This window comes from Mesorhizobium sp. M1E.F.Ca.ET.045.02.1.1 (assembly GCF_003952485.1).
Classification (GTDB): Bacteria; Pseudomonadota; Alphaproteobacteria; order Rhizobiales; family Rhizobiaceae; genus Mesorhizobium.
Genome location: NZ_CP034447.1, coordinates 6,325,959 through 6,339,345, shown reverse-complemented (window position 1 = coordinate 6,339,345; position 13,387 = coordinate 6,325,959). Strand labels below are relative to the sequence as shown.

The window sequence follows — 13,387 nt, the reverse complement described above, 5'->3', positions numbered from 1 at the left end:
AAACCGTTTTCAGAAACACGAGTAGGACCGCCCAATGAAGAAGCTCATCCTGCAGATGCAGATGTCGGTCGACGGCTTCGTCGGAGCTGATCAGGACCATCGCTGGCAGCTTTGGGAATGGGGCGACGACAGAGACTGGGACGACGAACTCAGGCAGGACTTCAACGCTGTGTTCGAGAACGTTGACACCATTCTGCTCAGCCGCAAGATGGCCGAGGAGGGCTACCTGAACCACTGGGGCAATGCGGCGCGGAAGTTCCCACAGGATCGTTTCTATGCCTTCGCCAAGCGTATCGTCGAAGCGCGCAAGGTCGTGCTGAGCGACAGGCTGAAGGTCTCGCGATGGGAGCGCACGAGTATTGCCAGCGGTGACTTGCCGCGCGAGGTCAGTGCGTTGAAGGCGGGCGAGGGCGGCGATATCGCCGTCTTCGGCGGCGCCGGCTTCGCCTCGGCGCTGATCGCCGCCGGCCTGATCGACGAGTTCCAGCTCTTCATCAACCCGGCGGTGCTGGGCAGCGGCCGCCGTATCTTCGACCAGGCCGGCTTCGCCAGGCTGACGCTGATCGGCTCGAAAGCCTATGCCTGCGGCATGGTGGTGAACCGCTACGCGCCGGCCGGGTGAGGGACCTGGATCACTCCGGCAGAAGGCCGTCTCAACCGCTTGTTCGCTGCGCTTTTCCCGGAGGAAAGGGGAACCGCCCGTGGTCCGCCTTACTGGCCTTGACGAGACCCCAGTACATTGATTTCCCGGTATCCCGCCTCATCGTTGGCCACGGCCGCGAGCTGCAGGGCTTCATGCGATGTCAGGCCAATGAGCACGCGGCCACCAAATTCGGCGGGCTCCTCACTAGCCGTATCAAACACCGTCCAGCGGTCGGTCGGGTCCTGTAAAGCGACGAATCTCATCCGAGACTCCATCCATGAAGGACTTCTAATATAGAAGGTGTTTCATGGCGGTCCTGTGATCTAGCCCACATACGCTTTTGTCCGATTCGATACCGGACGGCAAATCCGCGCCGTGCGCTCGGGCAACACAAGAGGCCTCGCCGCCGTCACCGCCCCGCCGCCTGGTCGGCGTCGGTCAACGTGCCGAGGAAGGCGACGATGTCGTCGATCTCGGCGTCGGTCAGCGCCGGCCTGTCGCCCGGCTTCCTGCCATTGAAGGGCGGGTCGGTGTTGAGGTTTCCCCAGCAAACCTTTGGCAGGTCGTCGAATTTATGAACCTTGCCGTCGGCATTCTTCGGATACCAGCGGCCGGGATCTGTGTCGCGGCTGGCGTAGAAGGCGACTGCTTCGCGCAGCGTGTGGAAATAACCGTTGTGGAAAAAGCTTTTGCGCAGCGCGACGTTGCGCAGCGTCGGTGTCTTGAACAGGCCGCAATATTCCACCCGGCCCTTGAAATCGGTGCGCAGTGGGCCACACAGGCCAAGGTCGAAATAGTTGGGATCGGCATTGGCGGCGATAGCCGGGTTGCGCGGCACGGCGATCGCGATCAGGCCGTAATCGGTGAATTGCGGCGGCTTGCCGTCGTTTGCCGGTTCACCTAGATGGCAGCTCGCGCAATTGCCCTTGGCCTCGTCTTCGAACAGCGCGCGGCCGTGCAGCTCCTGCGCGGTAAGCTGCGCCTTACCAGCGAGGAAGGCGTCGTAGCGGCTGGAATAGGGATAGAAGTCGGCGCTGCTCTGCTCGAAGGTGCCGAGCGCCTCGACCGCGGCGTCGAATGCGTCCTGGGGATGATCCAGCACATCGGCGCCAAACGCCGCTTTGAAGGCATCGGCATAAGCCGCCTTGCGCAAGGCTGCGACTATGGCGGCTTCATCTTTGTTGCCCATCTCGAAGGGCGAGAGCAGCGGGATCCTCGCCTGGTCCTTGCCATGGTCGGCGCGTCCGTCCCAGGTCAGCCCGCCGGTCGGCCCGTTGTCGACGATCTCGTCGCCCTCGTCCTCGGAATCGTAGAAATGCTCGGTGAAGGCGGGCGCCGCCTGCAGGTAGCGCAGCGACGGCACTGCGCGTAGGCCGGGCCGGTCGAGGTTCGGCCCGCCCATTTCGACCGGCGCGGCGGAAGCTGGCCCGAAGGCATGGTTGGGGTCATGGCATGACGAGCAGGCCTGCCTGCCCGAGGCCGACAGCGACGGATCGAAAAACATCTGCCGCCCGAGCGCCGTCAGCGCCGCGGCGCGCGCAAAGGCTTCCTGACGTGACATCGCGCCGGGATTTACGCCCGCCGGCAGGCCATAGGCGGGCCAGAGGATAGCGAGGGCGGCGAGCGTGGCGGATTTCCATCGTGGCATGAGGGCGATCCAGTTTGCCTTTTTGCGTAGGGGTGCTTTGCTACGGATTGATGACCGGCAAAACGAATTGCCAAGCTGGAACACCCCTCATCCGTCCGCTTCGCGGACACCTTCTCCCACAAGGGGAGAAGGGGAAGTCCGCGCCTACCTCGCCGCCAATCGCCAACGTTGGTGGTTGGCAGAGGCGCTCGAGACAGCGCCCCTTCTCCCCTTGTGGGAGAAGGTGGATCGGCGCGATAGCGCCGAGACGGATGAGGGGTGTTCCAGCTTGGCGCTATCCAATGAACCTGTCACAAAGCTGACAAGCGCCCGCCCTAGCGTCGCCCGGTTCCTCCAGCCATTCCCCAGCCACGAGGCATCTCCCATGATCCGGTCCTTTCTCTCCCTTTGCCTCGCCTCCACGGCGCTTGCATCGTTCGCTTCCGTCGCCCATGCCGCTCCTCCCGGCTACGACAAGATCGACACTGTCGTGGTGATCTACGCCGAGAACCGCAGCTTCGATAATCTCTATGGCGATTTCCCCGGCGCCAACGGCCTGGCCAATGTCTCGGCCGAGCAGGCCCGTCAGCTCGACCGCGACGGCAAGCCGCTCACCGAACTGCCGCCGGCCTGGGGCGGGCTGACCGGCAAGGGCGTGACGCCGGCCGTCACCGAGGCGCAGACGGCGCATCTCGCCAACGCGGCCTTCGCGATCGACGACCCCAAAGGCTTCAACGAGAATGCCGGGGTGATCACTCGCGACCTCTGGCACCGCTTCTACCAGGAGCAGATGCAGATCGACGAAGGCCGGAACGACAAGTTCGTCGCCTGGGCCGATTCCGGCGCGATGGTGATGGGTCACTATGACGGCTCGGTGCTGCCGATGTGGGATATCGCCAAGAAATACGTGCTCGCCGACAATTTCTTCCAGGCCGCCTTCGGCGGCTCCTTCCTCAACCACATCATGCTCGCCTGCGCCTGCGCGCCGTTCTACCCGCATGCCGACACCAGCCCGGTGAAGGGCCAGATAGCTGTTGTCGAGCCGGACGGCGTGACGCTGAAGGTGGCCGAAGATTCGCCGGCCTCGGCGCTCGCCGGCGCGCCGAAATTCGTCAATGACGGCGCGATCACGCCGGACTTCTACGCCGTCAACACCATGCAGCCGCCTTACCAGCCGAGCGCCAACAAGCCGGCAGAGGGCGGCGACAAGGCGCTGGCCGATCCGGCGCAGCCGACCACGCTGCCGCCGCAGCACGACATCACCATCGGGGATCTGCTTTCGCTGAAGAGCGTGAGTTGGGCCTGGTACGCCGGTGCCTGGCAGGCGACGCTCGACGGCAAGAACGCGACGGCGCTGCCGAACTTCCAGTTTCACCACCAGCCCTTCAACTATTTCGCGGCCTATGCGCCGGGCACGGCCGCGCGGGCCGAACATATCAAGGACGGCGGCCTCGATGGCACCGAGTTCATCAAGGCGATCGACGACGGCAAGCTGCCGGCCGTCACCTTCTACAAGCCGCAGGGCAATTTGAACGAGCATGGCGGCTACGCCGACGTGACCTCCGGCGACAAGCACCTTGCCGATATCGTCGCGCATCTGGAGAAGAGCCCGCAATGGGCGCATATGCTGGTCGTCGTCACCTATGACGAGAATGGCGGCTTCTGGGACCATGTCGCGCCGCCCAAGGCCGATCGTTGGGGCCCGGGCAACCGCGTCCCGGCCCTCATCATCTCGCCCTATGCCAAGATGGGCACGGTCGACCACACGCAGTATGATACTACCTCGATCCTGCGCTTCATCACCGCCCGCTACGACCTGCCGGTGCTGCCCGGCCTCATCGCCCGCGACAAGGCGCTGCGCAACAACGACCAGCCGCCGATGGGCGATCTGACGGCGGCGCTCGATCTGACGAAGTAGCGCGTCTGGGTTGAGTTTCCTCGCCCCCACGAAGTGGGGAGAGGTGGCTCGGCGAAGCCGAGACGGAGAGGGGGAGCGCCCTACGAAGGCCCCCGCTCCGGCCGCTTCGCGGCCACCTCTCCCCTGCTTTCGCGGGCGAGGAAATGGCCTTCCGCGATTGCCCTGACGAATTCCCGTCCGCTATTGATGGCTCTTCAGCCAGATCGGACGAAGGACATTCGATGAGCGAGCTAAAAATCAGAACTCGTGCGACCGGTGCACTCGCCATCCTGCCGCCGGGCGGCCTGCCGGCGGTGACGACGCCGACCGGTGGCACTGTCGACGTGGTGACCTCGGTCAGTGCGCCGGGCTTCAACCCGCTCGACCTGCTCTATGCTTCCTTGGCTGCCTGCATGGTGCTGAGCGCGCGCATCGCGGCGAACCGCCTCGGCGTCGCCGACCGGCTTGGCGAGGTGAGGGCGGATGTCAGCGGCGAGAAGGCGAAGGACGAGCCCTCGCGGGTCGTCACATTCACCATCCAGCTGGAGATCTCCGGCGATCTCGACGCGGCCACCAAGCAGCGCATCGTCGAGGATGCCGAGACGATCTGCACCGTCTCCAACACACTGCGCGGCGCGCCCGCGCTTAACGCGATGCTGGGGTGAGGGGCACCCAGTGGCGCATCTTTCCCCGATCGACTACGCGACCGCCTCTGAAGAAATCCGCGCCGAGCATGACCGGGAGCTCGCGCTGCGCGGCCGCATGACCAACATGAAGCGCATCCTGCTGCACTCGCCGGCAGCCCACCGCATCTACGCCGAGTGGTTCACGCTGCGCGATCTCTTGCGGCCCACGCTCGACGACCGCGCTATCTGGCTGTTCTCGAAGGCGATCGCCGAGACGATGCGCGCCGAAATCCCGGTCACCTTCTTCCGCCGCGCGCTGATCCACAATGGCCTCGATCCGGAAGCGATCATGCCGTCCGCCGACGAGGCATTGTTGATCTCCTTCGGCAATGCCATTGCCGCTGACGCCAACGACATTCCGGACGAAATTTGGACCGCACTCAAGACGCGCTACGACGAGACGCTGCTCGTCAACCTCGTCGCCTTCGCCGGCATCATGGTGGCGACGTGCGTTTTCACCAATGCGGTAAAGGTGGATCTTGATCCGGAGCTCGAAGGCTATCGGAGGCGGTGAGTCGCGGCTTCCCCTTCTCCCCCTGTGGGAGAAGGTGGATCGGCGCGATAGCGCCGAGACGGATGAGGGGTGTTCCAGCCGGGCGATAGGCTTGAAATCGCCACCGCTTCACTCCTTCCAATCCTCCTCATCCGTCGCCTTCGGCGACAGCTTCTCCCACAAGGGGGGAGGGGAAACCCGCGCCCATCTCCGCAGGAATCGGGTGGCCGCGACATCGCCTCCGCCCCACTTTGATCACATCAAAGGAGGCGACCATTACCATCCACTCCCTGAACACGAAGCGCACCAGCCGCTCAGCCGAATCCCGCGTCGCCGCGCAGAACTGGCGCGCTCTGGTCTCGGAGCTCAACACCCACGGCTCAGCCGTCATGCCCGGCCTGCTGTCGCCCGAGGAATGCGCCGAAATCGCCGCGCTCTATCCGCACGAGGAGCATTTCCGCAGCCATGTGGTGATGGCCCGCCATGGCTTCGGCAAGGGCGAGTACCGCTATTTCCGCTATCCGCTCCCCGATCTGATCGAAGGCCTGCGCACCGCACTCTATCCACGGCTCGCCACGGTCGCCAACGACTGGAACGAGAAGATGGGTGCCGCCCTTCGCTACCCTTCCGACCACGCCGCCTTCCTCAAGCGCTGCCATGACGAGGGCCAGACCAAGCCGACGCCGCTGCTCTTGCAATACGGCCCCGGCGACTTCAACTGCCTGCATCAGGACCTCTACGGCGCGCTCGCCTTTCCGCTGCAGGTGGCGATCCTTCTGTCCCAGCCCGGCGAGGATTTCGAAGGCGGCGAGTTCGTGCTGACCGAACAGCGCCCGCGCATGCAGAGCCGCGCCGAGGTGGTGCCATTGAGGAAAGGCGATGCGGTGATCTTCGCCGTGCACAACCGTCCAGTACAGGGCACGAAAGGGTACTATCGCGTCAACCTCCGCCACGGCGTCAGCCGCCTGCGCTCGGGGCGGCGGCATACGGTGGGGATCATTTTTCACGACGCCAAGTAGGGCGCGGCTGATCTCCCCCCTCGAGGGGGAGATGTCGCCAAAGGCGACAGAGGGGGTCGTCGCGCGTGGAGCGCCAGCCTCTTATCCGCTTCGACAAAACGTCGGCACTCTAAGTGAGACGACCCCCTCTGGCCTGCCGGCCATCTCCCCCTCAAGGGGGGAGATCACCTCATCTGCGGCGTTTGCGCTCTTTCCTCCGCTCCCTCATTCGCGTATGCCCCGGGCAAATCCCGCCATCTCAGCGCATCTACCCGGACCGTCCCATGATCCGCCTCGAAAACATCGGCAAGCAGAACGGCCGTCAGATCGTCTTCATCGAAGCCTCGGCCGCCTTGCTGAAGGGCGAGAAGATCGGACTCGTCGGCCCGAATGGCGCCGGCAAGACGACGCTGTTCCGCATGATCATCGGTGAGGAACAGCCCGACGAGGGGCAGGTCTCGATCGATCGCGGCGTGACCATCGGCTATTTCAGCCAGGATGTCGGCGACATGGGGGGATTGAGCGCCGTCGCCGAGGTGATGGAGGGCGCCGGCCCGGTGAGCGCGGTCGCCGCCGAGATGCGCGAACTCGAGCATGCGATGGGCGATCCTGAGCGCGCCGACGAGATGGACGAAATCATCGAGCGCTACGGCGAGTTGCAGCACCGCTTCGAGGAGCTCGATGGCTATGCGCTGGACGGCCGCGCCCGCGAGGTGCTGGACGGCCTGGGCTTCAGCCAGGAGATGATGGACGGCGACGTCGCAAAACTCTCCGGCGGCTGGAAGATGCGCGTCGCGCTCGCCCGCATCCTTTTGATGCGGCCCGACGTCATGTTGCTCGACGAGCCGAGCAACCACCTCGACCTCGAAAGCCTGATCTGGCTCGAAAAATTCCTCAAGGATTACGACGGCGCGCTGCTGATGACCTCGCACGACCGCGAGTTCATGAACCGCATCGTCTCCAAGGTGATCGAGATCGACGCCGGCGCGCTCACCTCCTATTCCGGCAATTACGAATTCTACCAGGAGCAGCGGGCGCTTGCCGACAAGCAGCTTCAGGCACAGTTCGAGCGCCAGCAGGCGATGCTTGCCAAGGAGATCGCTTTCATCGAGCGCTTCAAGGCGCGCGCCTCGCACGCGGCGCAAGTGCAGAGCCGGGTGAAGAAGCTCGACAAGATCGACCGCGTCGAGCCGCCGAAGCGGCGCCAGACGGTGGCCTTCGAGTTCCAGCCGGCGCCGCGCTGCGGCGAGGACGTGGCGACGCTGAAGGGTATCCATAAGAGCTATGGCAGCCGCACCATCTATGCCGGCCTCGACTTCCAGGTGCGCCGGCGCGAGCGCTGGTGCGTGATGGGCGTCAACGGCGCCGGCAAGTCGACGCTTCTGAAGCTGGTCGCCGGCGCCTCCGAGCCGGACCAGGGCACCGTCGCGCGGGGCCCGAGCGTCAAGATGGGCTATTTCGCCCAGCACGCCATGGAGCTGCTCGACGGCGAGCGCACCGTTTTCCAGACGTTGGAAGACAATTTCCCGCAGGCCGGCCAGGCGCCGCTCAGGGCTTTGGCCGGCTGTTTCGGCTTTTCCGGCGACGAGATCGAGAAGAAGTGCCGCGTGCTCTCAGGCGGCGAGAAGGCCCGCCTTGTGATGGCGCTGATGCTGTTCGATCCGCCCAACCTCCTGGTGCTCGACGAGCCGACCAACCATCTCGACATAGCGACCAAGCAGATGCTGATCGAGGCGCTCTCGCAGTACGAAGGCACGATGCTCTTCGTCTCGCACGACCGCCACTTCCTGGCCGCGCTCTCCAACCGTGTGCTGGAGCTCACCCCCGACGGCATCCACACCTATGGCGGCGGCTATACGGAGTATGTCGCCCGCACCGGCCAGGAAGCGCCGGGGCTGAGAGGGTAGAGGAAGGCTGCTCGCCTTAGTGGAATTCAGCCGGCGCCCGGACGGGGAACGTTGCCCCATTGATCGTCGATCAGTCGTGATGTGTTTTTCGTTTGTCAGGCTCCGTCGTTTGAAGGGGTGCCCGCGAGGCCGAAGAGGCACTTATCGGGCTTGAAAAAAGTGACGCTGGCGGAACATCGCGCAAGCGTCTGGAAACCCACGATAACCTTAATTTTTGTTTGTCTCGCGGAGGCTTCCCGTACGGATTGTAAAGGGATAGATTAGCAATTCATTAAGTATTCGGCGGGAGTGAGCGTAAGAGGTGTAGCGTTATGAATTTCAAATCCCTGATCAAGCGTGCCGAAAACGTAGACAAGGAATTTCAAGAGCTCCAGTCGGATCTGGCCGAGGCCTTCGAGGAATGTCTCGCGTCTGACGAACAGACGTCCTTGGAGGACGATACGGTCGCCGGGGAGGAGCTGGCGGCAAGCGATGAGGGTCCGCCGCCCGAAGGCCAGCCGGAGCCGGCGGCATCTCGGCTGACGCCGCATACCCAGACGCGGCTGGCCGCGCTGGAGGCTGTCGCCGGGCTTTTCCGTGACGGACAGGGCCATCTCGAGGAAATCGAGGCGAGGCTGGGCGAGATCGCCACCGCGCACCAGATGACGCGCGAGATCCTGAATGTCCTGCATCGCGATGCGCTCCGCGCCAATGAGCTGGAGCTGGCAAATGCGGCTCTGGGCGCCGAACACAAGACCATGTCGGAACAATTGCTCGACGCCGCCAGGAAGCAGCGCGAACGCGACGGCGCGGCCGAAGCCTGGCAACAGCGCGAGGCAAGCCTTGTCCAGGACCGGGAGTCGCTGCGCGAGGCGCTTGCGGCGGTGCGGCTCGAACTGGTCGAGATGGGCAATGAGAGCGCCAAGCGCGAGGCGGAGTTCGGCGAGATCGTCAAGTCGCTGGCCGCCAAGACCGTCGAGGCCGACAGGCGCGCCGCCGAGAACAAGCTGTTGCGCGAAAAGCAGGTCGGCCTTTCCGTCGAGTTGGAGCAGGCGCAGAAGCGCGAGGCGGAGGCCCGGCACAAGTTCGACGAGTTCGCCGCAACCCATGCCAACGAAACGGCGCGCGTCGCCGACCTGATGGCCCAACTCGGCAGGCACGAGAAGGAAGAGGCCCGGCTGCAGAAGTCGCTGGAGACGACGCAGGCCAAGCTTGCCGAGGTAACCGAGGCGGCCCGCATTGCCGAAAGCGATGGCGCGGCCGAGCTCGCGCGGAGCCATGCCGAGAACCGCGGATTGCGTTCCGAGATCCAGGAACTACAAACCCGCCTCGAGCAGGCCTCGAACGACCAGAGCGAAGCCTCGACCGAGATGACCAGGCTCAAGGTTCAGTTGAACGATGCCGTGACCGAACGGCAGATCGCGGAAGAAAGGCTGGCCGTTCTCAGGGACGAAAGCGAAATCGACAAGAAGAACCTGTCGGTCGCCAGCACCAATCTCTCGCAGCTCACCTTGCAGCAGGCGTCCGACCAGATCCAGCTCGATATCCAGAAGCAGGAATGCGAGGACCTGCGAGCCGAGATCGTGACGCTGAACGCCCGCATCAAGGAGCTATTGCCCTACGAGCGGCTGCACAGGGTGACGGATGCGAGGTCGCGCAGCGACGTTGCGCCTCCCGCGAACGGCATCATCGCGGAAGTGGCGCGTCCCACCGCCCGGCGCACGCCTCGGCGCAACCTGCGTCTCAACGCGGGCTGAGATCAGAGCAATTCCGGGAAAGTGTGTAACGGTTTCCGGAATTGCGCAAAAACAAATAGTTATAGCTACTTGCCGGCCATATGGTCGGCAAGCTCCTGCGCCTGAGCAAGCAGCGCCGGGAAGGTCGGGTCGTCCGGCAGGCGCTCGCCCATGCAGGCGCGATAGTCGCCGTCGCCTTTTTCCCAGGCGGCGTTGGCGGAATCATAGGCCTGCTGGTCCTTGAGGTCCGAACCCTGATATTCCTGCTGGAATTTCTGCGCGGTGGCATCCGCCGCGGTCCACAAGGCCTCGCAGGCCGCAATCTTTGGAACGGCAGGAGCCGCCGGCGCCTCGGCGATCAGGACGCGATCGCCCTTGACGACCGCGACGACGACCTGCTGGTCGTAGATCGGCCCGACGTCCTGCGTCCAGCCGCCGAGCCGAGCGATGGCGATGTCGGCGCCTTCCGGCTTCTTCAGCGCAAAGTCGAGCGTCTTGACGAAAGCGGCGTCGCTGCCGATGGCCTGGGCGTAGAAGCCATCGAGCTTCAGCGCCTCGCCGAGGCCGGTTGGCAGCTTGAGGCTTTCATCGTCCTCGTCGGCCTTGGACTGCAGCCAGCGTTCGGCGAGCCCCCGCGTCGTCGCCACGATGCTTGGGCCCTCGTCGCTATTGGCGTATCGCAGCCCGTCGAGCATGCCGAAGCCGATGTCGGAAGCGCTGAGGCTTTCGAGATTGATCGTGCCGGTCGCTGGAAAATCCTTGACCGAGAGCGGGCCGAGCAGGGCGGACAGGCGCTTTTCGAGATCGGCACGCGCCTTCTCGTTGGCGGCATCGAGCGCTTCCACGGCGGCATTCGAGCTTTCCTGCGCCGCGATGTCGGAAATCGCCTTGTCGCGTGCCGCGATATAGTCGTCCTCCGGCGAGGCGGCGAAAGTCACGCTGCCTGCAAGCGCAAAGAGAAGCGTCCAGATCAACCGCATGATGTAACCCTCGCGCCCGTTCTATCCCAATGACATACGCACATTTGAAGACAAGATTAGGCTAAAAAAAGACTGAGCGCGTGGCGCCGTAGATCTCCCCCCTCGAGGGGGAGATGGCCGCGAAGCGGCCAGAGGGGGGCGCCGCGCGTGGGGCGCCGACGCCTTTCGCGGCGCGAGACGACGCTGGCGATCTATGTGAGACGACCCCTCTGTCGCCTTCGGCGACATCTCCCCCTCGAGGGGGGAGATCGGCAACATCACCCCTTCCGCTTCTCCACCTCCGCCTTCCTGAGCAGAAACCGCTGGATCTTGCCGCTTGGCGTCTTCGGCAGCTCGCCGACGAACTCGACCTCGCGCGGATAGGAATGCGCCGAAAGCCGCTTCTTCACGTGCTGGGCGAGCTCCTCGCCAAGCGCTTCGCTGCCCTTGAAGGCCGGCGCCAGCACGACGAAGGCCTTGACGATCTCGGTACGCTGCGGATCGGGTACGCCGACGACCGCCGCCTCGTTGACGGCCGGATGCTCGATCAGCGCGCTTTCGACGTCGAACGGTCCGATGCGGTAGCCGGACGAGGTGATGACGTCGTCCGCCCTGCCGATGAAGGAGACCGAGCCGTCCGGCTCATACTCCACCGTGTCGCCGGTGCGGTAATAGCCGCCCGATATCGCCGGCGTCGCCGCCTGGTGGTAGCCGTCGAACCAGCGCAGCGGCGAGTTCGCGATATCGACGGCAAGCACGCCCGGCTGGTTGGGGCCGAGCTCGTTGCCCGCTTCGTCGAGCACCACCATGCGGTAGCCCGGCATGGCGAAGCCGGCCGAGCCCGCGCGGACGAGATGGGCCAGTCCGTGGTGGTTGTTGACCATCATGCCGTTCTCGGTCTGGCCGTAATGGTCGTGGATGGGGGCGGCGAGATGGGCGTCGAACCAGCGGATCACCTCCGGATTGAGCGGCTCGCCGGCGCTGCTCACCACGCGCAGCCTGCCCTTGACGCGGGCGGCTGCCTCAGGCCCCTCCGCCATCAGCAGGCGATAGGCGGTGGGCGAGCCGGCGAGGCTGGTGACGCCCAGACGCTCGATGATGTCGTAGGTGCTTTTGGCGTTGAAGGCGCCTTCGTAGAAGGTGGTGGCGATCCCGAGCTGCAAGGGCCCGGCGATGGCGTAGTAGAGCCCATAGGCCCAGCCCGGGTCGGCGATGTTCCAGAACACGTCGTCGGCGCGAAGCCCGATCGCGTCGCGCATATAGGCGCCGAAGGCGAGCAGGGCGTTGAGCGGCACCGGCACGCCTTTCGGGTGCCCCGTCGTGCCGGAAGTCGACATCATCATGAACAGGTCGGAGCCTTTGCGCATCACGGGCTCGCAATCGGGAGAGGCGGCGGCCAGGGCGGCGCGGAAATCGATGTCGCCCGCGGGGAGGGTATCGCCGGCGCCAAGGACGGTCGCGATGCGCGGATGGTTTTCCACCTCGTCGAGCTTGCCGTGGTTGGCGGGGTTGGTCACCACCAGCTTGGCGTGGCTATAGCCCAGCCGATGCTCGATCGCCTTCGGGCCGAACGCGGTGAACAGCGGCTGGTAGACGGCACCGACGCGCCATGCGCCGAGGATCAGCGCCACCAATTCCGGGATGCGCGGCAGCATGCCGGCAACGACATCGCCGGGGCGCACGCCAAGCTCTTTCAGAAGATTGCCGACGCGGCCCGACATGTCGGCGAGATCGTCGAAGGTGAATTCGCCGAGCTCGGCCGGTCGCCGGAGATCGCGCGCAGCGCCAGCCGGTTCTCTCCCGTGTAGCGGCCGCAGCATTCGACATAGGCGTTGATGCCGCTCGCCGGATCGCCGTGAAGTTTTGCGATCTCGTCCTCGATACGGAAGCGCTGGACGGCGTCCTCATAGCGCGGCGTCGCCGTACGCATTTCGGTCATGGAATCCTCCCTCGGCCGCACGCCGCCGCCCCATGGCGTGGACAGGAGGAGAGATTGCCCGAAAAGATGGCTCGGGTCGATTGCGGCGAAAGTCGAGGGGAGCGAGGTCGGCGTTCCGTCACACCCCCTCTGTCCTGCCGGACATCTCCCCCGCAAGGGGGGAGATTGGCAGTTCGAATGGCGGCGCCTTCCTTGCAACGCTGGAGATTGGCGAAAACGCGCGGCGACATCCCGATCTCCCCCCTTGCGGGGGAGAATGGCCGGCCAGGCCAGAGGGGGGTGGGCGGGAACGCCAGCTTCCTAACCCTGTCGGGCTTCACCCTCAGAGCCCGGGAGCGGCGAGGGCGGCCAGAAAGAATGCGCGGAACAGTTGCACGGCAATTTTCTTGGGCGCGGCAGGATGGAGAATCGGCGACGTCTCGCTTCCGATCGCGCTTGACAGTACCGGGCGACGGCCGTAGCGTGGATGGACTGGTCTAGCGCGCCGCTCGTTCGTTTTATTGGGCTGTTTGCCGTTCTGAAA

General features: G+C 64.8%; 10 protein-coding genes and 1 pseudogene. 7 read left to right on the top strand and 4 right to left on the bottom strand.

The features are described 5' to 3' along the window. The first annotated feature begins 34 nt into the window (after positions 1–34). A complete protein-coding gene (locus tag EJ070_RS30940; RefSeq protein ID WP_126094744.1) occupies positions 35–622 on the top strand; it encodes a dihydrofolate reductase family protein in 588 nt (195 codons plus the stop codon). Between the two features lie 89 nt (positions 623–711). On the opposite strand, the gene EJ070_RS30935 is transcribed toward EJ070_RS30940, so the two are convergent. Together EJ070_RS30935 and EJ070_RS30930 are read right to left on the bottom strand one after the other, a co-directional pair. Beyond that, a complete protein-coding gene (locus EJ070_RS30935) occupies positions 712–906 on the bottom strand; it encodes a hypothetical protein (RefSeq protein WP_126094743.1) in 195 nt (64 codons plus the stop codon). A 146-nt stretch (positions 907–1,052) separates the two neighbouring features. Next, complete coding sequence (locus tag EJ070_RS30930; RefSeq protein ID WP_126094742.1) at positions 1,053–2,291, bottom strand: cytochrome c peroxidase; 1,239 nt, start codon at positions 2,289–2,291, stop codon at positions 1,053–1,055. 364 nt (positions 2,292–2,655) lie between these two features. Here EJ070_RS30930 and EJ070_RS30925 point away from each other — a divergent pair, with 364 nt between their 5' ends. The 6 genes from EJ070_RS30925 (at position 2,656) to EJ070_RS30900 (ending at position 9,987) form a co-directional block, all read left to right on the top strand. Further along, entirely contained in the window at positions 2,656–4,188 is a 1,533-nt protein-coding gene (locus tag EJ070_RS30925) for an acid phosphatase (protein ID WP_126094741.1), read from the top strand. Positions 4,189–4,409: 221 nt separating this feature from the next. Then, complete coding sequence (locus EJ070_RS30920) at positions 4,410–4,832, top strand: OsmC family protein (protein ID WP_126094740.1); 423 nt, start codon at positions 4,410–4,412, stop codon at positions 4,830–4,832. A 10-nt stretch (positions 4,833–4,842) separates the two neighbouring features. Continuing rightward, positions 4,843–5,367 (top strand): hypothetical protein, encoded by a 525-nt coding sequence (locus EJ070_RS30915; protein WP_126094739.1) that lies wholly within the window; start codon positions 4,843–4,845, stop codon positions 5,365–5,367. A 254-nt stretch (positions 5,368–5,621) separates the two neighbouring features. Then, positions 5,622–6,365 (top strand): 2OG-Fe(II) oxygenase, encoded by a 744-nt coding sequence (locus EJ070_RS30910; RefSeq protein WP_126095977.1) that lies wholly within the window; start codon positions 5,622–5,624, stop codon positions 6,363–6,365. Between the two features lie 263 nt (positions 6,366–6,628). Then, positions 6,629–8,251 carry an ABC-F family ATP-binding cassette domain-containing protein gene (locus tag EJ070_RS30905; RefSeq protein WP_126094738.1) on the top strand — a complete coding sequence of 541 codons (1,623 nt, stop codon included), beginning with the start codon at positions 6,629–6,631 and terminating at the stop codon, positions 8,249–8,251. 311 nt (positions 8,252–8,562) lie between these two features. After that, positions 8,563–9,987 carry a hypothetical protein gene (locus EJ070_RS30900; protein WP_126094737.1) on the top strand — a complete coding sequence of 475 codons (1,425 nt, stop codon included), beginning with the start codon at positions 8,563–8,565 and terminating at the stop codon, positions 9,985–9,987. 65 nt (positions 9,988–10,052) lie between these two features. Here the strand turns inward: EJ070_RS30900 and EJ070_RS30895 are convergent, their stop codons facing one another. After that, positions 10,053–10,946: a hypothetical protein gene (locus EJ070_RS30895; RefSeq protein WP_126094736.1), complete on the bottom strand. Its 894-nt coding sequence runs from the start codon at positions 10,944–10,946 to the stop codon at positions 10,053–10,055. 257 nt (positions 10,947–11,203) lie between these two features. Continuing rightward, positions 11,204–12,864: pseudogene (locus EJ070_RS30890) on the bottom strand (acyl-CoA synthetase). Positions 12,865–13,387 lie beyond the last annotated feature (523 nt).

Coding starts and splice junctions, on each gene's coding strand:
- EJ070_RS30940 (WP_126094744.1), top strand. CDS start 35: ATGAAGAAGCTCATCCTGCAGATGCAGATGTCGGTCGACGGCTTCGTC.
- EJ070_RS30935 (WP_126094743.1), bottom strand. CDS start 906: ATGAGATTCGTCGCTTTACAGGACCCGACCGACCGCTGGACGGTGTTT.
- EJ070_RS30930 (WP_126094742.1), bottom strand. CDS start 2,291: ATGCCACGATGGAAATCCGCCACGCTCGCCGCCCTCGCTATCCTCTGG.
- EJ070_RS30925 (WP_126094741.1), top strand. CDS start 2,656: ATGATCCGGTCCTTTCTCTCCCTTTGCCTCGCCTCCACGGCGCTTGCA.
- EJ070_RS30920 (WP_126094740.1), top strand. CDS start 4,410: ATGAGCGAGCTAAAAATCAGAACTCGTGCGACCGGTGCACTCGCCATC.
- EJ070_RS30905 (WP_126094738.1), top strand. CDS start 6,629: ATGATCCGCCTCGAAAACATCGGCAAGCAGAACGGCCGTCAGATCGTC.
- EJ070_RS30900 (WP_126094737.1), top strand. CDS start 8,563: ATGAATTTCAAATCCCTGATCAAGCGTGCCGAAAACGTAGACAAGGAA.
- EJ070_RS30895 (WP_126094736.1), bottom strand. CDS start 10,946: ATGCGGTTGATCTGGACGCTTCTCTTTGCGCTTGCAGGCAGCGTGACT.